Origin of the sequence: Photobacterium makurazakiensis (genome assembly GCF_050336715.1) — a bacterium.
GTDB classification, from domain to species: Bacteria; Pseudomonadota; Gammaproteobacteria; order Enterobacterales; family Vibrionaceae; genus Photobacterium; species Photobacterium makurazakiensis.
Window position 1 is genome coordinate 1 of sequence record NZ_JAKJSJ010000041.1, and the last position, 21,436, is coordinate 21,436.

Below are 21,436 nucleotides of genomic sequence, written 5' to 3' on the forward strand. Positions count from 1 at the left end.
AGAGAGTATTTATTTTTGCTAGAAATATTATTGGTGATGCTATTGCCACATTAAATATTGATGCAAGAAGCGCAAACACTGTATCACTTGGTGTTTTTACTGAAAATGTGGAAGCCAATATAAATATCATCACTTTACTGCCACTTGGCTACGAGTTTGATATCGTAGAACCAGTCAACGTTGGTTTCGGTGAGGTTTATGTGGTAAATAATGGTGCTTATAATAAGCTCATCATCAATGAAGATATAGACAGCTTTATACAAGTCGAAAGCGAACCCTATATCGATGTATTCAGTAATACATTTGATATGGCAGCTTCAATCTATGACACTGCCCCTGAACTAAGTTTGACCATGCTAAACTGGATCGAACGCGTATTACGATTTCTACCTCAAACAATAAATGACAATCAGGAGTTAGTTCCACTATATTTGCAAGTGTCTAACTTGAAACAATTTTTCCAGCTATCTTATAATAACCCTGGATTCGTACCTGGGTTAAGTCATGATCTTTATGAATATACCTACTCTGGTTACCTTAATGCAATGGCAGCTTATGAAGACAAATATCAAAACTATATCGATAGAGGCCTTATACTTTCTGACCGAAAGCAAATTGCAGAGTTCATGCTTCAAGACCTACAAGCTGCGAGCGATGCAGAATATGCAATTATTGATAGGTCAGTTAACCAAGTTCATCAACTAAGAGAGTCCCTCGACTTACAATTAGAGAATTACCGTGGTCAAGACCTTAATATCGTAAAAGCACAAATTGCTTTCAGAGCCGGTCTAGAGACTTATGAAGACAGAGCCGTTATTAAAGCTGTATTTGATGTCGTGAGTGCCATAGCAAATGGTGCTACTGCGATTGCAGGGTCAGCGGGAGGTGACCCTAGTGGATTAATCAAGTTTGTCGCCACCCTACCCGACTTAGGTACAGATTTAGTTTTACTGAAAAAGAGGTTAGACAAAATTGCAAAGATGCAGTCTCAGATTAACGATGCCATGGCTGAAATAGATGTGTTTGCGCGAGATGTTCAATACATTACTACCGTTGAAGACATAGCTAAATTCTATAATAACCTTCAACATACAGTACCTAACTTAGAAGCGGCAAACCTAGTCTGGGACGAGTTCTTAATTGATGCTAGAGCTGATTTCAATTTTCTCATTAAAGTTGGTGTAGGCGGCTCTGTTGAGTACCTAGCAGAATTAGAGCGATTAGCAGCCCAAGCTAAAGCGATCACTGCAACAGAAATCAATCTCGCTCAAGAGCTATCAAGACAAATAGATCTAAGAATATCATCACAAGTTAATCTCAGTAGCGTCGATCGTATAGGTGAGCTTATTACTTCAATCGAAAACGACTCTTTAGCAGCTAATGCATTAGAAGATGCCTTTTATCGAGCGCTAAACAATCTTAAAAAACCTATGTTTGTTGCAATAGCGAATTATCAAGCTGCATATAATTATTGGTCACTAGAAGAAAGTACGGTCTCTGCAGCACTCAACAAATCGTTTGAAGAGTATGCAAGAGATCTTGCATTTATGAGAGAGCAAGAGTCAGCAAGCCTAGATCGCTTCTACCCTCGCCCACAAAACTTTCTTTCAATTATTCACAACATTAACAACCCAGATAAGCTGCTCGATTTTATTGAAAATGGCGTTTTACACTTTACTCTAGATCTAGATGCTCAGATTTTTTCCGATTTCGAGCGTGTCAGGTTAGATGAAATCAGTGTCATTTTTGAAGGTACAGAGCTGCCTTTAGGGCAATATAATATCGATTTGCTTTCTAGTGGCAGTTATCAGGACAGAAGAAATGATGACGTTTTTTCTTTTAGTGCAACACCATTATTACGTAAGGTTATTTACAACTTAGAAGATAGCGAAACCTCACAAGTTAGATTTATAACGAGTGGTGCTATTGCTTCCGATTATGCCTTAAACTATTTCATGCCCACACCATTCAGCTCTTGGACGGTTAAGCTAAACAATTGGCAAAATATCGATCTAACACAAGTCGAGAATGTCAAAGTGAGCTTCTCTGGAAATGGTATTCCCAGACCACACTAATGAAATAAAGGCACCTAGATACAGCACTTATAAAAAAGCTCACTTAGCAATTACTAAGTGGGCTTTTGGCTCTGAAATAGGGTAATGATTAACTCAGAATTTCTTTTACAAACTCCGGTACAAGCACCGAGGCTGGTCCGTAACGTTTTTCAGCAAACTCACTTTCAACTTCACTAGGTTCTAAGTTCAGCTCGATTGTATGAGCACCATGCATCGCGGCTTCATGTACAAAACCTGCAGCAGGATATACAGCACCTGAAGTACCAATTGAGATAAATAGATCAGCCTCTAGCAACGCATCGTGAATTCTGTCCATACCGATGGGCATTTCACCGAACCAAACCACATTTGGACGCATTGGTGATGGCATTTGACAACAGTGACAATGATCGTTTAATGCAATATCACCCTGCCACTCAACCGTTTGACCTGTTTGGCTACATTGAGCTTTGAGTAATTCACCATGCATGTGAATAATATTTTTACTGCCCGCAGCTTCATGCAGATTATCAATATTTTGCGTAACAACAGTTACTTTACCGTCGAGCTCTTTTTCCAGCCGTGAAAGTGCTTGATGAGCGGCATTAGGAGAAACCGTACCACTCTCTAATTGTTTACGACGTTGATTATAAAAGTTTTGAACTAAAGCAGGATCACGATGGTAACCCTCAGGGGTTGCGACATCTTCAATCCGGTGTTTTTCCCACAACCCATCCTGATCACGGAATGTACGGATGCCCGATTCAGCCGAAATACCAGCCCCAGTGAGAATAACAATATTTCGATACGGAAAAAGCATAACTGCACCCTTAACTTTATTATCTATAAAGACTTTATACCATTGTTTTCATAAGGTTATAAGTATATTGCCTAATACATTAGTCTAATATTCTTTGTTAAATATAAAGTTATAGTGCGTTAGGTGTGATTTGATGACTTCTCTTTATAAAAGTAAGCTCTTTACCATCCTCCAGTAATACTAACATGACTCTTGTTTTTGTTTAATAAATACAGCTAGTTAACTAGCTGTATTTAAGCTTATACGGCAAATAAAAAGCCGACCTTTAACAAAAAGTCGGCTTTCGATATAAAAGAGTTAATAGCTACACATTATCTTGTGCGGAGCTGCCCTTCTTGTCTGCATCAATTTTAGCATCGTAGTCTGGTTGATTTTCAGGAAGGTCTTTTACCTCATCAAACCATAGATCATGGTGCTCTTTCGCCCATGTTTCATCGACTTCACCAGTGATCATGCCATCCAGCCCCGCCTCCATACCAAACAAACCTATGTAGATATGGAAGATGAAACCACAAATCAAAATAAGTGCTGAGAACATATGAACAAGGTTTGACAGTTCCATATCACGACGGGTTTGACCAAAAATGGGGAAATCTAACACAAACCCACTGACAGTGATAAACAGGCCAAAGAAAATCAACAACCAGAAGATCACCTTTTCTCCACCATTAGAAAAGCCAGCCGAAGGGTGTGAGCCTTTATGCTTTCCGACCATACCACCCATTTTCATAAACCATTTCATATCGACCATATTGAACACGCTCTTACGCCACCACTTCAATAGTACAGCCAACAAGAGAATGCCAAAAATTGGACCAATGTAGTTATGATACTGCTTCGCGGTGTAAATAACCCAGCCCCACAGCTCTGTCGGTACGACAGGCTTGATAAAGTGCTTACCATATACAAGCGTTAAACCACTAAATGCCAATGTTAAAAACGTAAATGCCATGCTCCAATGAAGCGCACGATCCATCCGAGTCCAACGCTTAATCTTACGTCCCGTCTTAGGCTTGCTTAATTTAAGAGGGCCAACAACCAAATAAGCTAAAGCGACCATTACTAAGCTACCAAAGATAGCGAGTGCCCCTAACGGAGACATCCACTTTTCTTTCAAAATGTACCATGTTTGCCCCGGAACACTGATAAGTACACCGTGTTCCGGTGACTGTGAGGTGGTGGTACCCTCCTGACCATCTTTGACCATGCGCCAATAATCTGCACCAGCAAAAGCTACGATCTCTTTACTCACCACAGACTCACCCAAGCGCTCCGTATTAGAGTTATCATTGGCTTCATTACTGGCAAATGCTGATAAAGATAATGTCAGCATTAATACGGTTACCAGCATGCCAAACCAATGTTGAATTCGCTTAGTCATAAAACTCCCGACTGTTTATTAACAGTTTCACTCAATCTAGCATTCAGCTTGTCATGGCAGACATACCGTTCACCACAACAAGCCAAACTTTTAGACACTAGCCTGCGATTAGCTAGCCCCTAGTGTTTGCAAAGCTTAAGCCTTGCGTTCTTTAGCTGCGTCATAAGCAAGATCGTCTGCATCAACGTTTGCCCAGCCTGCCTCTTTTGCACCACGTGCAACCACACGCTCACGATAAATATCAGAGATTTTGGCTGCATCTCCTGCAAGCAAGGCTTTGGTTGAACAAAGCGATGCACACATTGGTAACTTCCCTTCAGCAATACGGTTAGCACCGTACTTCTGCTTCTCTTCAACTGAGCCAGGTTCTACACCAGGACCGCCAGCACAGAATGTACATTTGTCCATCTTGCCACGCTCAGCAAATGCTGTTTGCTTAGGAAACTGCGGCGCACCAAACGGACAAGCGAATAAGCAGTAGCCACAACCAATACACAAGTCTTTATCATGAAGAACAATGCCATCTTCTGTTTGTACGAAACAATCAGCAGGGCAAACCGCCATGCAAGGCGCATCACTACAGTGCATACAAGCAACTGATATTGAGTTCTCGTTTGGCTCACCATCGTTTAGCGTGACAACGCGACGACGTTGAATACCCCACTCTAGCGCATCATCGTTTTCGTTCTTACAAGCTGTCACACAACCGTTGCACTCGATACAACGTTTAGAGTCACAAAGAAATTTCATACGTGCCATCTGAATGACTCCTTACGCTTTCGAAATCTTACAAAGGGTTACTTTCGTTTCCTGCATTTGAGTAACAGGATCATAACCATAGGTAGTTGCAATGTTTGCCGACTCACCAGATACATATGGTGCACAACCTTCAGGGTAGTTAGGACGCAAATCTTCGCCCTGGAACTTACCGCCAAAGTGGAATGGAATAAATGCCAAACCCGGTTTCACTCGACGTGTCACCATTGCCTTAACATGAATTCGACCTTTTTCTGCACCTTCAACCCACACCATGTCACCATCACGGAAACCTAGGTCATTCGCATCTTTCGGGTTCACTTCCACAAACATTTCTTGTTGAAGCTCTGCCAACCATGGGTTTGAACGAGTCTCATCGCCACCGCCTTCGTATTCAACCAAGCGACCAGAGGTCAGTACAATTGGGTATTCACCTGACATGTCTTTGTCTTGAATTGATTTGTATAACGTTGGTAGACGGAACATTGCCTCACTGTCATTCCACGTTGGATAGTCTGTTACAAGGTCACGACGAGGCGTATATAGCGGTTCACGGTGCAACGGTACGGCATCAGGGAATGTCCATACCACAGTACGTGCTTTTGCGTTACCAAACGGAATACAACCATGTTTGATAGCGACACGCTGGATACCGCCTGACAAATCGGTTTTCCAGTTTTTCCCTTCAGCCTGAGCTTTTTCTTCTGCGGTTAGATCATCCCACCAACCCAGTTGCTTGAGCATTTTGTCGCTGAATTCTGGATAACCGTCTTCTAGCTCACAACCCAGTGAATAGCTGCCATCAGCCAATAGGCTTTCACCATTACGTTCAACACCAAAACGAGCACGGAAATTACCACCACCCTGCGCAACGGTTTTCGAGGTATCGTAAAGAATATGTGTACCAGGGTGCTTCATTTCTGCTGTACCCCAGCATGGCCAAGGCAAGCCGTAAGTCTCACCGTCTGCCACACCGCCTTCAGCTTCAAGACTCGTTTTATGGAAGGTATGCCAATTTTGCTGGTGAGCTTTCAATCGCTCAGGGCTCTGACCTGTATAGCCGATTGTCCACATACCTTTGTTATATTCACGAGTAATGTCTTCAATAACAGGCTCGTTATTCTCAACCTTAATGTTTTTGAATAGCTGCTCTGCTAAACCTAGCTTTTGTGAAAGCAAGTACATGATTTCGTGGTCAGTTTTAGATTCGAACAGAGGCTCGATAACCTTATCGCGCCATTGCACTGAACGGTTAGTCGCCGTCACCGAACCCGTTGTTTCAAACTGTGTGGTCGCAGGTAGCAGGTAGACATTATCTTTACGGCCATTCATAACTGCAGCAACACCTGGGTATGGGTCAACAATCACCATCATATCCAGCTTACCCATTGCAGTACGCATTTCTGGACCACGCGTTTGTGAGTTAACCGCATGCCCCCAATAGAACATAGCCCGAACATTATCGTTCTGTTCGATATTACCTTTGTCTTCAAGAACACCATCTATCCAACGTGATACTGGAATACCGGCATTGTTCATTGGTTTTTTGCCGCGATAGTCAGCCTGATCAAAACGGCCTTTTAGCCATTCATAATCAACATCCCATACCTTTGCCCAGTGCTTCCACGCACCTTCAGACAGACCGTAGTAACCAGGAAGGTTATCAGACAGTACACCAAAGTCAGTGGCACCCTGTACATTATCGTGACCACGGAAAATGTTCGCACCACCACCCGATTTACCCATGTTGCCAAGCGCTAACTCAAGAATACAGTAGGCACGCGTATTATTATTACCAGTGGTGTGCTGAGTACCACCCATACACCAAACAACACAACCAGGACGGTTTTCTGAAAGTAGTTTCGCCGTTTGATAAACATCAGCTTCTGGTACACCAGATACACGTTCAACTTCAGCCGGATTCCACTTTTCAACTTCAGTGCGAACGTCATCCATACCCCAAACACGCTGGCGAATGAATTCTTTATCTTCCCAGCCGTTTTTGAATATGTGGTATAGAACACCCCAAACGAAGGCTACGTCTGAACCTGGGCGCAATGACACGTAGTGATCTGATTTCGCAGCGGTACGTGTGCGGCGAGGATCGGCAACCACGATCTTACAGCTGTTCTTCTCTTTTGCGATCAGGATGTGCTGCATGGCCACAGGGTGAGCTTCGGCAGGATTTGAACCAATAAATAAGATCGACTTGCAATTATGCATGTCGTTTAGTGAGTTGGTCATGGCACCGTAACCCCAAGTGTTGGCAACGCCAGCTACTGTGGTTGAGTGACAAATCCGTGCTTGGTGGTCAACATTGTTGGTCCCCCAAAGTGATGCCATCTTACGGAACAGATAAGCCTGTTCGTTATTGTGCTTCGCCGAACCAAGCCAGTAAACCGAGTCTGGGCCTGACTCTTCACGAATTTTTAAAACCTGCTGGCTCACTTCATCTAGTGCTTGCTCCCAGCTTAATTTCTTCCACTTGCCATCGACAAGTTTCATAGGGTATTTGATGCGACGCTCACCATGACCATGTTCGCGAAGCGCAGCACCTTTTGCACAGTGTCCACCAGCATTAAAAGGGTGATCGAAAGCGGGTTCTTGACCAGTCCAGACACCTTCTTGTACTTCTGCGTAAATACCACAGCCCACAGAGCAGTGAGAACAAATAGTACGCTTAACGTCTACAGGTGCTTTCGGGTCAACAATTTTAGCTTGCGCTTTTTTCATCATGCTCGGTGCAAACATGGAGGCACCAGCAACACCACCAGCCGCAGCCAGTGATGTATTACGGATAAAGGAACGACGGGATATACCAAGCTGGTTTTCGTCCTTGCTCACGTTGTCGGAACGTTTTGTCAGTTTCATTTATGGCTCCGCCTTACAAGGTTTCGTAATAATCGCGAATATGTTTCGTTTCACGATATCCTGTTGAGTTTTCATTCTTCTCTTCCGGCTTATCAACACCAGCTTGAACCGCCGTTGTTGTACCAGCTGCAACAGCACCAGCAGCCACCGTCAGGCCAATATTTTTTAATAACTGACGTCGGCTTTGATCAGGTTTTTTGTGCTCACTCATAAAAGCTTGCTCCTTTATCATGTTGCTTCCAGATCTGCTTAGGTTACTTAACAGTCGGAAGTCTATTATTTTGCTAAGTTTTTCGATTGTTAGAACGCAACAAGCCTTGTAAAGGGCTGTATAGGGTTACGTCGTCACAAAAAATCAATTAGGAAGATTTTAGTTCACTTCCACAAAACGCGTTTTTTCGATCGTCATGAATTGCAATAGCAATTCACCCACAGCACTATAAAACACAGCATTCTTCGCTGATTTCAAATCAAAACAAAACCGTTCAAACCATGGTGCGATATGGCGATTAAAGAAGGAGCGCTGCAAATGCAAGTCACCGTCTTCCACCAGCATAGCCATCACCTCAAGCAATGCCGCAATATGATCTTCAGGCTCTTTCACTGACTCATCACGTTGGAAGCCCAACTGAGCTAAATCACGACGAAGATGGGCAAGCGGCATTTCCATTAAAGACCCGGTTAAGTACCAAGATCCAAAAGGCACAATTTCACCGCGACCAATACCAATGAATAAATCTTGATATTCATCTTCTACCGCTAAAAGTGTGGTCTTCTGTGCCGCCAACTTAAGCACAGGCCAAGCCGCTGCTATTGTCGTGGTATTGTGAACGGCGGTTTGCACACCAACGTCAAGGTCAGAAAGCCAATCAAGAATTGATTGATCCGGAGCTTGACGTAAAAGTGTGGCAAGCATTGCGTAAATATCCACGCGAAGTGTGTCTTGTTGTGCTGACATTTCGGCTTGCTGAGTCTTCATTTTTTGTTCCATTTTTTCGCCCTACACCTTCAACTGACTTTCAGGATCGTCGGTAATAGTGGTGAAAATATCTTTAACTCGACAATCTTCACACATTGATAAACGACGAATCGCATCACCCTGAAAATGAGAGTGACCTTGTAACTTTTCAGTTAACATTTTCACCATAGATGCAGGGGCAAATGGTTTCCCGCAACTTGTGCAACAAGCCGCTTCTTCTTCATGAACAACACGTGCAGTTTGTCGAGCTTCACTTTCCCAAGTTAAACCAGGCTTAAGTGAAATCACTTTTTCAGGACAAGCCTTTTCACACATGCCACATTGAACACAATCTTGCTCAATAAATAATAATCCTGGGCGATCACCAATGGCATGCAATGCCCGTGTTGGACAAACAGCCACACAACTCATACATAATGTGCAATCATCCGTTTGACATTCGACAGAACCGTAAGGCGCATTCTCAGTAATATTGGAAAATTTTGGTTTCGTTGGTGCTTGCGCATAAAGGTCATCAAGTACGCTAAAGAGTTTTTCTCTTTTCGTGCCTTCTAAGCGTTCATGACGAGCTAATAAAGCAGCATCAAAACCGTTAAATTGTTCCGCATCGGCAATATCAAATAAGGTAATACGATCAGCTTCGTAACCCAATTCGGATAAAAATGTCTGCGCAATGGTAATTTCATCGCTAAGTACGCGATCTATCGTGTCGGGAATATAAGCAGTATTTGTCGCTAAAAGAACTTGATGCGCACCATATGCTAAGGCACTAAACCAAGTATCAATTCCAACTGTCGCTAGCTCTTCCAATGCAACCGGAATAACCGTTGTCGGTAATAGAGGCAAAGCATTAGCAACCGCAGTTTCATCACGATTTCCAAATAGAAGCAAAGTTGGAGCCTCGCCTCCTTCCTCGAAATAACGTGTTAATAGGCGATAAACAAAATGCTGAGTATTATCAGGATCAGGTAATGCGTAACTAATCGCTTCTGTCGGACAGGCAGTTGCACAAGTACCAACGCCCTGACAAAGGTAAGGATTGATTTCAATAGAATGCCCAGTGCTTGATAAAGCACCTGCTGGACATGCATCAACACAACGATCACACCCACTAATGCCACGAGATGAATGGGCACATAAATCAGGATTTAAACGAAAGTACTTTGGTTTATCGAAGGTACCTAACATATCAGGCAATTCTTCAATCACATCTGCGAGTGTTGCTTTGCCTGCACCAACGGCATAATAACCCGGAGCAGGAATTTCAACGGCAATCACACCCTCTACTGTCATATCTACCACAAGATCAAAACAGTCAGCACCAATGGCAACTTTTGCGAGGTTCGCTGTTGAAAGTGCATTCCCATCAACAGCACATGTCACATAAAAAGCCCCGAGGTAACCTTTAACTGTCACAGTCTGCGTGTAATATAGATTCGCACATGTTTGAGGTAATTCTGCTTTTTCAGTGGCAAGTAGGGTTACCGAATTCAATGCAGAAAACTGAGATGCCATTGAGGTAATCGTATCTTCCGCCCCAATAATGACAACGTTACCCCGGCTCTCATAAGAAACCGTAGGGGGAATTAAATTAGACAGCTCAACCGTGCCATTAATTGCCGCTAGACGTGCTTTTCCATTATTACAAGTAAACTTACTATCAGATAATGCTTCGAGTGTACTATTTAACATTCTTATTCCTGTCTATTCGTCACCGCTAGTCAGTGCCGATTGAAGGTCATTGTTCCTATATGCTTTTTAAGACAATTCACTTCATGCTCATAGGTTAGAGCAATAACCGATCCAACTTTTCACGGAATAAAATGACCTATAAGGCGCTAAAGTCAGAAAGAGACAACTTGGCTAACACTGAAAGCGACAATTTGTCCCACACATTGCTGTATATTGCGCCAATTTGTCCCGATGATTTTTAAGGGTATTATTCCCTTTTTGTCTCAATTATCATTTGTTGTCAGTGCAGCACTCGATGACGAGTTAGCCTGTGTTATAGCGAGTGCATCCATATCATTACCGAATAGCGATGCCTCAACCATTTTGTATTTATCATCATCGTAATGCGTTAACGTATCAGGTAATTCAACACCTGATTCAATCTGATCAATGTCATAATTTGCTACTGCTCGTTCAGTACTGCTTGCGTCTGTTAGCAGTTCATCGACTTTTTCTGCCGCTTCATTTACCCAATGACGAAGTTGTTTAGTGACATTAGAATCAAGTGTTGGGATATTAGAAAAGTCTTCAGTGTGATCATCCATATCGCTAACATAGTTAAATTCATCTGAATGAAATAGCTTACGTAATGCAGCCTTCTTAACTGACCTTTCAACGCCTTCTTTCATAAAAGACGTCACACCAGAATCAAAACTGACTCTTGCCACATCAGCAAATGTCAGTTGCGGCTCTTCGTTCTTTGAGCCACCTTCTTCACTAACAGCCAATGTACTTGAAGATGCATCGTCAGAATGCCCAATGCCAGCCTCTTCATCGTTGCTATGACACAGCGGTTCAGCCGTTTGAGTTATCGCTTCATCCGTAGAAGATGCTGTTGATAGAGCATCAACATCATAATTTCCTGTGGCTTTTTCTTCCTTAGCCTTAAGTTTCCTTGTTGACCAGCGCTGAAGAAAATTAGTTGCCACTTGAACGCCCTTTTTTCTCTTTACGCTTATCTTTACAACGCTTGCCACGAAATTCGATAAGCTCGCCATGACGACCGATAAACGCTTCCATCCAAGCCTGAACTTGTAGTGGTGCTTTAATGTGAAGAACTTGGTAATCCCCATCCATGTAGCTACCAGCGACACTCTGTGCCGCCGTGACTAATAGTGGCGAAAGCTGTTCATTCTCTTCTTCACATACAAAAAATAGGTGCGGGTCTTGCGAGCTCAAGTTAAAACGGTAATCAGTACGTTCATCACGATATAGCTCTAGTGCAAGCAAATGCCCGTTGTCAGTCTGAACGAGCTGATCTTTTTTTTCTTGGTCGTAAAGACAAACGTCTTCAATAGACCAAGATAGTGTCGACCAACGACCAATTTGCTTTTCTTCAGACACCAAGCGGAAGGCAATAGGCCAAATAGATTCGTCTTTATGTAGTTCTGGCACTTTCTCTCCTTAAACCGTTATGCTCATCTGATACTGGACTTCAGTCATACAAAGCAAACATTAGGCCAACTATGAAAAATCAATCCTTTAGCCTTTATTAGCTGTACTCTGTTATCTTTTTCACCAACTAATTAATTTTGCCTACAATCAGTAATAAATGAACGATGCTTGATTTAACGCTTTAATATCCTGCATACACCCATTTAGAATAATGACTTATGCATTATTGAGAATAGACCGACTCTATAGGTTCGCGAACGCAAGAATGAGATAACATTTAGCTATTTGCCTATAGAACATCGGGACAAAATCTCTTACCTTCGATTTGTATTTGAAACAGCAGGAATTTTTGATGAGCACACTGCCAAAAATCATAAAAACCAATTCATCGGTTAAACAAACCATGACCGTTCACGTTATGGATGAATATGGCGACATGATGGAAAAAGAAATTGCCTGCGAGCATCCTTTAACGGTTTATCTAAATTGGGTTGAAGTCGTTACGCTAATGACACTGGGCGAACGCCCCTCTGCACTCGTCTTGGGTTATTTAAAGAACCAAGGGTTTATTGAAAATATTGATGCCATTGAATCATTGATCATAGATTGGGAAACCAACTCAGCAGCCGTCATTACCAAAGAAAATACATCCGGTCTTGCTAAACAGCTTGAGAAAAAAACCGTTACCTCTGGCTGTGGTCAAGGCACCATGTTTGGCAATGTAATGAAGAAATTAGAAAATGTGACTCTACCGCAACCCTCTATTTCACAATCAACCTTATATGGCTTACTTGAATCGCTTACCCATCATAATGAAACCTATAAAGCTGCTGGTGCTGTTCATGGCTGCGCGGTTTGTAAAGACACCAACATCTTATCGTTTGTTGAGGATGTTGGCCGCCATAACGCGGTAGACACACTTGCTGGTGAAATGTGGTTACAAGGCGAAACGGGTGAAGACAAAATCTTTTACACCACCGGCCGTCTAACCTCTGAGATGGTCATTAAAGTTGCGCAGATGGGTATTCCAGTGCTGCTCTCGCGCTCTGGTGCGACACAGATGGGGTTCGATTTAGCACAGAAACTTGGCATAACCATGATAGCCCGAGCGAAGGGCCATCGCTTTCAAGTCTATAGTGGGAAAGATAACCTTATCTTAGATGTGAAAGGTTAAAACGAGTTAAACCTGATGGCTACTATTTTGAACAAACAGACATGAAAATATGGCGTGCTAAGTAAGAAGATGTGTCCAGCTTAAGATGCCCTAAAACCAGTTTGTTGTTCATTTTATAAATCAACTTAACAACAATTGTGTAAATACTTAATAAACTATTCTCGCGGGTTAATGCCCGCGTTTTTTTATTTATTTGTGATCCACTCACACTTTGCTCTCATTTTACAAATGCCTCATGATTCACCGCCGCAAAAGATGCAATCTTATTATTCAATAAAACACCTCATCAAAAGTATTTTGCCAGCAAAAATATCTTTCAGTACTTTCAAATGACATGTGCTGACAATCAGAAGAAAAATCGGCCAAAATTGTTTCCAAATTGTTATATCGCGTATGTTACAAAACACGTTATTTGCCACTGGTCTGATGTGACGGCTGAAAATCGCCTGTAGATTCTGTGAGCAATTACTCTAAATCAACATATTCCCTGATAGAATAGTGATCCAACGCTCATTTTACTGGCTTTTCCTTTGAGCATTTGTGCCACTAGGTGCACACTATTTTTAGTCGTCTGACCAGTAAATTACTCTGCAGTATAAGAGGTCATCCGATCAGTAAATTACTCTGCAATTGAATGTTAAAATAATAACCGCGAAGGAGTGGTAATGAATTATTTCATAACCGGCGCAACTGGATTTATCGGTTCACAGTTACTACAACGTCTGGCAAAACGTCCTGGTGAAATCTACATCTTGTCTTATGATCAAATGTCAAACGACAGGCTGGCTGCGCTCATTGAAAAACACAATTTACCTAAGAATAAATTCCATTCTATTAAGGGTTCGATCACCGAAAAGAACCTAGGTATTTCCGCTGAAGATACAAAATCACTGACTGGAAAAATTGATCAATTCTTCCACCTTGCAGCTATTTATGATTTGCAAGCTGATGAAGAAGATATGATGCGTGCCAATATTGAAGGTACCGATAATACACTTCGATTTGCAGAACGTATCAATGCGGGCTGCTTCCACTACTTCAGCTCAATTGCTGTTGCAGGCCAATACCGTGGTTGGTTCCGCGAAGACATGCTTAACGAGGCGACAGGCCTTGATCATGCGTATTTCTCAACCAAGCATAATGCTGAGAAGTTAGTTCAAGAGAGCGCGACGATCCCATGGCGTGCTTACCGCCCTGGCATTGTGATCGGTGATTCAAAAACCGGTGAAGCCGATCGTGTTGACGGCCCTTATTACTTCTTCAAAGTTATTCAAAAAATCCGCCGTGCGCTTCCTGAATGGGCGCCACTTATCGGACTTGAAGGTGGTCGCTTAAATCTTGTTCCGGTTGACTACGTCGCTGATGCCATTGACCACATTTCTCATAAAGATAACATTGATAACCAGTGCTTCCATATCGTTGACCCAGACCCATACCGCTCAGGCGAAGTCATCAATATGTTTGCCGAAGCAGGTCACGCACCTCGTATGGCAATGCGCCTTGATATGCGCGTATTCCGCATGGTGCCATCGCACTTCTGGGGACAATTGGGCCAAATCCCTGTACTGAAACGCTTCATTGATGCCATCAGTACTGAAATGGATGTGCCAAAAGACGCAATGGGCTACTTCAATGCCCCAACCCAATTTGATTGCTCAAATACATTAACCGCTCTGGAAGACAGCACCATCTCTTGCCCTCGCCTACCAGACTACGCGGATAAGATTTGGGATTACTGGGAGCGTAACCTAGATCCAGAACTACACATTGAAAAAACACTACAAGGCCGTGTGAATGGCAAAGTTGTTGTGATCACCGGTGCTTCTTCTGGTATCGGCCACACCACTGCGATTAAGTTAGCATCCACCAAAGCCCGTTTGGTACTTATCGCTCGTGACCTAGAGCGCTTACAGCAAACTCGTAATGATATTGAACGTTTAGGTGGCAATGCCTTTATCTACCAGTGTGACTTGAGTCAAGATGAACCAAGCCAAGCGGTTATTGAGCAAATAAAGAAAGACCACGGCAAAGTCGATATCCTTATCAACAATGCTGGCCGCTCTATCCGTCGCTCCGTAGAAAAAGCAACAGACCGTTTGCATGACTACGAACGCACAATGCAGATCAACTACTTTGGTTCACTTCGTATGATCCTAGGTAATTTGCCAGAAATGATTGAAGCGGGCGAAGGCCATATTATCAACATTTCATCGATTGCCGTGTTGACTAACCAGCCGTTATTCTCAGCTTATGCTGCATCAAAATCGGCATTGGATAGCTTTACACGTACTGCCAGTATCGAGCTAGGCAGCCAAGGGATCAACTTTACGACCATTAACATGCCGTTAGTTGAAACTCGCATGATTTCTGATCATTACCGTGAAGCAGAAGGTGGTATTCCGCTATTGAGCCCTGAAGAAGCAGCGGATCTCATCATCAAAGCGATTATCGAAAAGCCGAAACGTATTGCGACCAAGTTGGGTCTGTTGGGTGCCTTTATCCACGGTGTCTATCCGAAAATGGGTGAATTGCTCATGGCGACGGGCTACAACCCTAACCACGGCAAAGAGCTTGAAGAATCAGATAGCAGTGAAAAGAAAAAACCAACTGCAGATGTTGTGGCATTAAACAGCCTCATGCGCGAAATTCACATGTAAGGGTAGAATATGCAAGTCTCCGTAATTCATGATTACAAAGAAAACTTAGATACTCTACTGCGTTACTTCAGTGAAGAAGAGCTGATTGTTGARAAATACCAACAGCTTGGCGCCAAGAATGTACGTGTAACTAAGATTGCTGAAACTGATGATGGCTTTATCGTTGAAACGCAGCGTGAAATGCCAGCCAATGTGCCTGGTGTATTAAAGAGCCTGCTTGGTAGCCATAACGTTATTAAACAATCTGAATCTTGGCATTGGCAAGAAAACGACCAGCTATTGTGTAAGCTGAACGTTGAAATTATTGGTGTACCAGCCTTCATCAGTGGCCAGATGATGTTTAGCGAACCTGCCGACAGAAATGGCATCGCGACGCAAAATAACGTGTCTATGGACGTGACATCATCAATACCGCTTGTTGGTAGTACCCTTGTCTCATTCATCTGTAATGATATGAAAGCGCAAATGGATGGCGAATACGATTTCTTACGTCGTGTTTTACCGCAGCTTGTGGCTGAAGAATAACAGCATGATCACTGATACCGTCAATCGAACTGCTTAGCGGTTTGATTGACGGTTATCATGTAAAGACAAGGAAAGGACTATGAAAACCAAAGATAGGATTTTATCGGTCAGTCTTGAACTGTTTAACCGTGATGGTGTTGCCCAAGTCAGCACATTAATTATTGCAACAGAAATGGGGATTAGCCCAGGTAACTTGTATTACCATTTTAGAGGCAAAGAAGAGATCATAGCGACGTTAGTGGCTGAACTTCAAAACTCTATGACAACAATCAGTAATGAATATGTAAAACAAGTCAAAGATTTTGATGACTACTGGCCTTTCATGCACACCGTTATGGCCTTATTTACCCATTACCGGTTCTTATTTCGTAATCTCGATAACCTCAACGGCCAGAACCCGCTGCTTAAGCGAAAAATCAAAACCTTGATATTAAAGCTTCGTCATTTAAGCCATGACATGCTGACCCACTTGGTCGATCTTGGAAAACTCAAGTGCGACAAAGACAGCTTACCGCTATTAGCCGATAACCTACTGTTAGTCAGTTTGAATTGGTTAAACTACCAAACGCTACTTGATGATAAATACAGTGAAAGCGATCTTGTTCGAGCGGGCGTATTAAGGCTTATTTCTATGGTTGAGCCGTACCTTACAGAAAGTGCCGAGTCCCCTTTCTATACCCATCAAGACTTACTTGATGAACTGGTTAACTAGCTTTTCCTATCAAGAATTATTTACAAAAACCAAGGTTTAGGCCTTGGTTTTTTCTTATTGGCACCGGGCTAACTACACTTTATGTAGGTATCTGTACTAAGGCTTTGGTCATGTCAAAAGAGGTGTTAACTATCTTCTATGATGGTGCCTGTCCGAGTTGCATCAAAGATCGTGACTGGTTTGAGCGAAGACTGGGGAAGCAAAGTAATGTGCGCTGGTGTGACATTACAGGCAAAGAAGACTATTTAAAGACATTAGGAATAGACCCTTACTTAGCTGTTAAAGAGTTGCATGTCCAGCATGAAAACGGCTCTATTTATAAAGAGCTAGATGCCTATATTCTATTACTAAAGCAAGTCTGGTATCTGCGCCCGTTGGCCTGGTTAATGAGCATTCCATTGGTAAAAAAGCTATTATCCCAGTGTTACCGAAAAGCGGTTGATAAACGCCTCGAACAGCAAGGTAGAATGCATAAGCATTAATTTAAAGCAATACCCTATCATTCATCGATAGCTTGCTCACAACCCCTTTTTACCGACTCTATTTAGCTATCCCGCTTTCTTAACAACTCCCTTCGCTCGCTTAAATTGCTCAGTAATAAAGCCCACCATCAACTTTCGTGCTTCTCGTGCTTCGCTGAGCTGTTGGAACAACGGATAAACATGAGGTACCCCCTTAACGATATGAACGGTGACATCATTGCCGGCCTCACCCATGCGCTCAGCAAGGTGAATAGAGTCATCCATCAAGAGCTCTTCTGTTCCAGCGGTAATAAAGACAGGCGGCAAATCACGGTGATCGGCGTAGTATGGTGAAATATCCGGATCACAGGGGTTTTGGGTGCCGATATAATTGTTTCTCATTAACAATAAGGTACTGAGGTCAAAGAAGGGATCATCTTTACACTTTTTAAATGCTGACTCGCCCGTTACTGCCATATCAGAAACAGGTGACATCAGTATCGCCCCTGCAGGTAACGGCAAGTTCGCATCTCGTAGTCGCAACATCGTTGTCAATGCTAGGTTGCCACCAGCAGAATCGCCAGCTAGAAAGATTTGATGCGGTAGGTAACCTTTTACCAATAAAGATCGGTATACAGCGAAACAATCATCTGGTGCGGCAGGATAACGATGCTCGGGCGCAAGGCGATAATTCACCATTAAGCCGCGAGATTTGGTTTGATTCGCAAGGCGAGCAAGAAAGGCATTGTGAATTTTGGGACTATGAAAACAAAAGCCTCCACCATGAAAGTAGAGAATAATTTTATTTCCACTGCTATTAGGCATGTTTACCCATTGGCATGGTACATCAGCAAAGTTCGCTGGAATAACCTCCATACCTTTAGGAGAGGCAATAAATGGTCCATAGTTATCAACAGATAAGATGAGGTCACGCATCTCTTCTGTCGAGTTACAATTTGCTAGTCGCTGCCTCATTATTCGGAATAAAACCTTGTTGAAAGCCCTATTTCGCCAACTTTCCATATACGCCACCTTTGTTACATATCATTTACAAAGTTAGAGTTAAATAAGCCATTTGGTCAATATTTGGCATTAAATGATCGACTAATCTCTCAGAACACTGCTTAAATTTCTGTCAATTATGACAAACACTGCTGTTTTATTCTGCTGACACTCACTCTTCACTTTGTAAATAGTTCGTGATATAACAAAAAAGTTGCGCGTGCATGGCCCACGCGCAACCTAAAAAGCATTGTTATCAGCAGACTGGATTTGTGATAACAACGCCAACAGGGTTACTTATCGTCTGGCTGGCTATAAACGTAACCCTGCATTGGCAGTTACTCTGCTTCTGCCAATTTCTCGACCGCGTAAGTTAGCTTATCGATTTTCTCATCCATACGTTCTAGCTTTTCACGGTCTACGCCACTTAAGCGGTAGAACAAGTCATTCATACCTGCTTCCACTTCTTCTGTGGCTTTTTCTGTGTTTTTTCCAATGCATTCTTTTGCTTGGATTTCAACTTCTTTACCGCGTTCAACAAGGTCATCAAATGCTTGGTTTGATTTCTCATTAATTTGTTGCGCTTCTTCAAGGCTACGGCTGTAAAGACCTAGACCTGCTAACCAAATGTTGCGCGCAACGCCTTCACCGCTTTCTACGACATTTTTAGCCGCTTTTACTACTGTATTATCACTCATAATCATTTCCCCCTGCGTTAATACGCTGGATTAAAGTATCTAATTACTACCATTGGTCTTTGACCGGTAAGTCGCTTAAACCACTTCTGGTTTCACACTATCAACTGTTTTTACAACGTCTTTTTTTACATCCGCAACAGGTTTAGCTGCTACGGTTTGTGGCTTTACCGGCGCTTCTGTCTCTTTCTTCACTTCATCAACTTTCGCAACAACAGGCTCAGCTGCTTTTACTGTTTTACGGCGAGCAACACTTGGCTTTTTCGCTGCTGGCTTATCTTCAGCTTTAACTGCGCGTGAGCGCGTTACTTTTTTCGCAGGTGTTTGCTTTTCAGCTTGCTGACGCTCAAGAAGTGCTTCAATGTTCGCTGTTAATTGATCAATCTTGTCGTCAACACGATCAAGACGCTCGTTATCAACACCAATAAACTTTTGCACCATGTTGTGCATACGCTCTTCAATCGCAACTGAAGTTTGGCTGCGTGCAGTGTGCACTTTCTCTTTAGTTTTTGATTCAACAGCGCGGCCGCGCTCAATTAACTCATCAAACAAGCTTTTGCTTTTATCAGAAAGTTGGTTCACTTCTTCTGCGCTTTTTGCATAAGCACCTAGACCAGCTAACCAAATGTTGTATACCATTGCGTCACGAATCTGTTCTTTTTTTGATTCTGCCGCAGTCTCTTTAAATAGACCCATCAGTGTGCCCTCCATACTAATTGCAACTGTGCCAGCCATTGGCTCTTGCCTGACTGCTTAACTACAATTTACGAATTTCAATTAGAATGTTCTCCCTAAAACAACAATTTATCGTTAAAAGATTCATTCAGACCTAGAAGGACAGAAGCAATAGCTAAAAACAGATATTCAGAGGTAAAGTAAATAATAAGGTAAGTAGTAAGGTAAATAGGTCGTTAGCGATCAAAAAAGGGCTCAAAAGAGCCCTAATAAGATTTAAGTCGTTATACTCGTTAGCATGCAGCCTTTACGCAAAGGTAATCAAATAACCGCTGTTAACTGGCGAGTAAGAGTTTATCAAGCCGTTCAGAGATGTGAGATTCAATACTGCCAGCAAAAAAACTGGCTGCAAAACCAACAAGCTGCAGCTCAATCGTTATTTTACCCTCTTGAGCATGGAGAAACCCCCTAGCTGAAGCATGGTTAATATGTAGTTTATTCTCTTGCCAACTCCACGTTAGACCGTATTCTTGTTCTAACTCATCAGCAATTTTTTGACTCAAGTTCGTAATGTCATCATGAGGTTTGTCATGATGACGTTCAATTAAAATTGTCACAGATGTTCCCATGCATTAGTGTTTTTACTCAGTTACCTTTTTGTAACATACTGTGAAATGCATTGGGTTTCTGTGTGCAAGATCGAAGTCTTCGTATTTAGTTGAGGTTGTCAGTAATAATATACATACAAAACGTGACAACTTAGAGCGGTTTAGCCAATCGCCTTGCAATTGTGCTGATCAATAAACTTGATCCTACCGCTATTTTTGCCCCTAACACGGCCTTTTTGTAGGGAGAGCGCTCAGAGGTTGAAGCAACGGCTCCGAGCATGATGCCTACCCCTGCGATTTTTAAGATGGGGGTACTTGCACTCAATGTGATATAGCCACCAGCTGCGGCAACAACAAGTCGCTGAAACTGCGTACACTCTATGGGTAAACCATGTGCTTCTCGAACAAATTGTTCACAGTTTTGATCTAATAAATTATACGGCCTGCCTATCTGGCCCAAAGCATGGTTCACTGCGAGATGCGGCTCCTCGCTACCTATTCGGCTGACCCGAATCGTATGCCCTTCTGCAAAATCAGTTTCTGTATCAAGCGAAACTCTCCGCCATTTTTTGGAGTTATGAATTACATTCCCCTGTCCATCTGCAAGCCCATAGTGCCAGTAAGTACTACAACGAATCTTCAATACCGTTCCTGCTGGGTACACACTTTCTTGCATAATTTCTACCTATACCAACCACTTAATCTACTTATAGCCTAGCTGGTTATCGCTATTCGTCTAAGTTGTCGCGAAAAAAAACAGAAAAAAATAATCGCCCATATTCAAACGGCGTAGTAAAACGTTAAGTCCTTGGTGTATCGATTAGATAGAAAAATTAGTTTCAAGTTTCGGTACAAAAATCAATTTAGAGACATTGCACTCTAAATTTCACTGCTAAGATAATATCGAAGTCAAAAAAATGACACTCTGATAATAAGTTAT

The 21,436-nt window shown here is 42.5% G+C and carries 20 protein-coding genes; 6 read left to right on the forward strand and 14 right to left on the reverse strand.

Annotated features, from left to right (window positions below):
• Positions 1-2,075, forward strand: a 2,075-nt coding sequence (locus L4D09_RS18095) for a hypothetical protein (RefSeq protein WP_428458921.1), incomplete at its 5' end; no start/stop codon positions are given.
• Positions 2,076-2,163: 88 nt separating this feature from the next.
• Here L4D09_RS18095 and cobB read toward each other — a convergent pair.
• The 9 genes from cobB to L4D09_RS18140 all read right to left on the reverse strand — a co-directional run bounded on the left by cobB (position 2,164) and on the right by L4D09_RS18140 (position 11,987).
• Complete coding sequence (gene cobB, locus L4D09_RS18100) at positions 2,164-2,901, reverse strand: Sir2 family NAD+-dependent deacetylase (RefSeq protein ID WP_428458960.1); 738 nt, start codon at positions 2,899-2,901, stop codon at positions 2,164-2,166.
• Positions 2,902-3,178: 277 nt separating this feature from the next.
• Positions 3,179-4,207: a formate dehydrogenase subunit gamma gene (locus L4D09_RS18105; RefSeq protein ID WP_428458961.1), complete on the reverse strand. Its 1,029-nt coding sequence runs from the start codon at positions 4,205-4,207 to the stop codon at positions 3,179-3,181.
• 183 nt (positions 4,208-4,390) lie between these two features.
• Positions 4,391-5,014 (reverse strand): formate dehydrogenase FDH3 subunit beta, encoded by a 624-nt coding sequence (gene fdh3B, locus L4D09_RS18110; protein WP_428458922.1) that lies wholly within the window; start codon positions 5,012-5,014, stop codon positions 4,391-4,393.
• Positions 5,015-5,026: 12 nt separating this feature from the next.
• A complete protein-coding gene (locus L4D09_RS18115; RefSeq protein ID WP_428458923.1) occupies positions 5,027-7,882 on the reverse strand; it encodes a formate dehydrogenase subunit alpha in 2,856 nt (951 codons plus the stop codon).
• Between the two features lie 13 nt (positions 7,883-7,895).
• Complete coding sequence (locus tag L4D09_RS18120) at positions 7,896-8,093, reverse strand: twin-arginine translocation signal domain-containing protein (protein ID WP_428458924.1); 198 nt, start codon at positions 8,091-8,093, stop codon at positions 7,896-7,898.
• A gap of 159 nt (positions 8,094-8,252) precedes the next feature.
• Positions 8,253-8,861, reverse strand: coding sequence for a TorD/DmsD family molecular chaperone (locus L4D09_RS18125; RefSeq protein ID WP_428458925.1), 609 nt, complete (start codon positions 8,859-8,861; stop codon positions 8,253-8,255).
• Between the two features lie 21 nt (positions 8,862-8,882).
• The gene (locus L4D09_RS18130) at positions 8,883-10,553 is read right to left on the reverse strand and encodes a 4Fe-4S binding protein (RefSeq protein ID WP_428458926.1); all 1,671 of its coding nucleotides are present in this window, start codon (positions 10,551-10,553) and stop codon (positions 8,883-8,885) included.
• 263 nt (positions 10,554-10,816) lie between these two features.
• A complete protein-coding gene (locus L4D09_RS18135; protein WP_428458927.1) occupies positions 10,817-11,521 on the reverse strand; it encodes a DUF3306 domain-containing protein in 705 nt (234 codons plus the stop codon).
• Complete coding sequence (locus L4D09_RS18140) at positions 11,511-11,987, reverse strand: DUF3305 domain-containing protein (RefSeq protein ID WP_428458928.1); 477 nt, start codon at positions 11,985-11,987, stop codon at positions 11,511-11,513. The genes L4D09_RS18135 and L4D09_RS18140 overlap by 11 nt, the downstream gene beginning before the upstream one ends.
• A gap of 352 nt (positions 11,988-12,339) precedes the next feature.
• Here L4D09_RS18140 and fdhD point away from each other — a divergent pair, with 352 nt between their 5' ends.
• The 5 genes from fdhD (at position 12,340) to L4D09_RS18165 (ending at position 17,537) form a co-directional block, all read left to right on the forward strand.
• Positions 12,340-13,161, forward strand: coding sequence for a formate dehydrogenase accessory sulfurtransferase FdhD (gene fdhD, locus L4D09_RS18145; RefSeq protein WP_428458929.1), 822 nt, complete (start codon positions 12,340-12,342; stop codon positions 13,159-13,161).
• Between the two features lie 665 nt (positions 13,162-13,826).
• On the forward strand, positions 13,827-15,818 hold the full coding sequence (locus L4D09_RS18150; protein ID WP_428458930.1) for an SDR family oxidoreductase: 1,992 nt from the start codon (positions 13,827-13,829) through the stop codon (positions 15,816-15,818).
• A 9-nt stretch (positions 15,819-15,827) separates the two neighbouring features.
• On the forward strand, positions 15,828-16,343 hold the full coding sequence (locus tag L4D09_RS18155; protein WP_428458931.1) for a DUF2505 domain-containing protein: 516 nt from the start codon (positions 15,828-15,830) through the stop codon (positions 16,341-16,343).
• A gap of 79 nt (positions 16,344-16,422) precedes the next feature.
• Entirely contained in the window at positions 16,423-17,055 is a 633-nt protein-coding gene (locus L4D09_RS18160) for a TetR/AcrR family transcriptional regulator (RefSeq protein ID WP_428458932.1), read from the forward strand.
• Between the two features lie 110 nt (positions 17,056-17,165).
• Positions 17,166-17,537, forward strand: a complete 372-nt coding sequence (locus tag L4D09_RS18165) for a thiol-disulfide oxidoreductase DCC family protein (protein WP_428458933.1) — start codon at positions 17,166-17,168, stop codon at positions 17,535-17,537.
• A gap of 66 nt (positions 17,538-17,603) precedes the next feature.
• On the opposite strand, the gene L4D09_RS18170 is transcribed toward L4D09_RS18165, so the two are convergent.
• From L4D09_RS18170 to L4D09_RS18190, 5 genes are all read right to left on the reverse strand, one after another.
• Positions 17,604-18,539: an alpha/beta hydrolase gene (locus L4D09_RS18170; protein ID WP_428458934.1), complete on the reverse strand. Its 936-nt coding sequence runs from the start codon at positions 18,537-18,539 to the stop codon at positions 17,604-17,606.
• Between the two features lie 317 nt (positions 18,540-18,856).
• The gene (locus L4D09_RS18175; protein WP_428458935.1) at positions 18,857-19,216 is read right to left on the reverse strand and encodes a phasin family protein; all 360 of its coding nucleotides are present in this window, start codon (positions 19,214-19,216) and stop codon (positions 18,857-18,859) included.
• A gap of 75 nt (positions 19,217-19,291) precedes the next feature.
• Positions 19,292-19,948 carry a phasin-related domain-containing protein gene (locus tag L4D09_RS18180; protein ID WP_428458936.1) on the reverse strand — a complete coding sequence of 219 codons (657 nt, stop codon included), beginning with the start codon at positions 19,946-19,948 and terminating at the stop codon, positions 19,292-19,294.
• Between the two features lie 275 nt (positions 19,949-20,223).
• Entirely contained in the window at positions 20,224-20,505 is a 282-nt protein-coding gene (locus L4D09_RS18185) for a polyhydroxyalkanoic acid system family protein (protein WP_428458937.1), read from the reverse strand.
• A 142-nt stretch (positions 20,506-20,647) separates the two neighbouring features.
• The gene (locus tag L4D09_RS18190; protein WP_428458938.1) at positions 20,648-21,172 is read right to left on the reverse strand and encodes a lecithin retinol acyltransferase family protein; all 525 of its coding nucleotides are present in this window, start codon (positions 21,170-21,172) and stop codon (positions 20,648-20,650) included.
• Positions 21,173-21,436 lie beyond the last annotated feature (264 nt).

Coding starts and splice junctions, on each gene's coding strand:
- L4D09_RS18175 (WP_428458935.1), bottom strand. CDS start 19,216: ATGAGTGATAATACAGTAGTAAAAGCGGCTAAAAATGTCGTAGAAAGC.
- L4D09_RS18170 (WP_428458934.1), bottom strand. CDS start 18,539: ATGGAAAGTTGGCGAAATAGGGCTTTCAACAAGGTTTTATTCCGAATA.
- L4D09_RS18180 (WP_428458936.1), bottom strand. CDS start 19,948: ATGGCTGGCACAGTTGCAATTAGTATGGAGGGCACACTGATGGGTCTA.
- L4D09_RS18105 (WP_428458961.1), bottom strand. CDS start 4,207: ATGCTGACATTATCTTTATCAGCATTTGCCAGTAATGAAGCCAATGAT.
- L4D09_RS18115 (WP_428458923.1), bottom strand. CDS start 7,882: ATGAAACTGACAAAACGTTCCGACAACGTGAGCAAGGACGAAAACCAG.
- L4D09_RS18165 (WP_428458933.1), top strand. CDS start 17,166: ATGTCAAAAGAGGTGTTAACTATCTTCTATGATGGTGCCTGTCCGAGT.
- fdhD (WP_428458929.1), top strand. CDS start 12,340: ATGAGCACACTGCCAAAAATCATAAAAACCAATTCATCGGTTAAACAA.
- L4D09_RS18190 (WP_428458938.1), bottom strand. CDS start 21,172: ATGCAAGAAAGTGTGTACCCAGCAGGAACGGTATTGAAGATTCGTTGT.
- L4D09_RS18130 (WP_428458926.1), bottom strand. CDS start 10,553: ATGTTAAATAGTACACTCGAAGCATTATCTGATAGTAAGTTTACTTGT.
- L4D09_RS18125 (WP_428458925.1), bottom strand. CDS start 8,861: ATGAAGACTCAGCAAGCCGAAATGTCAGCACAACAAGACACACTTCGC.
- L4D09_RS18120 (WP_428458924.1), bottom strand. CDS start 8,093: ATGAGTGAGCACAAAAAACCTGATCAAAGCCGACGTCAGTTATTAAAA.
- L4D09_RS18150 (WP_428458930.1), top strand. CDS start 13,827: ATGAATTATTTCATAACCGGCGCAACTGGATTTATCGGTTCACAGTTA.
- fdh3B (WP_428458922.1), bottom strand. CDS start 5,014: ATGGCACGTATGAAATTTCTTTGTGACTCTAAACGTTGTATCGAGTGC.
- L4D09_RS18160 (WP_428458932.1), top strand. CDS start 16,423: ATGAAAACCAAAGATAGGATTTTATCGGTCAGTCTTGAACTGTTTAAC.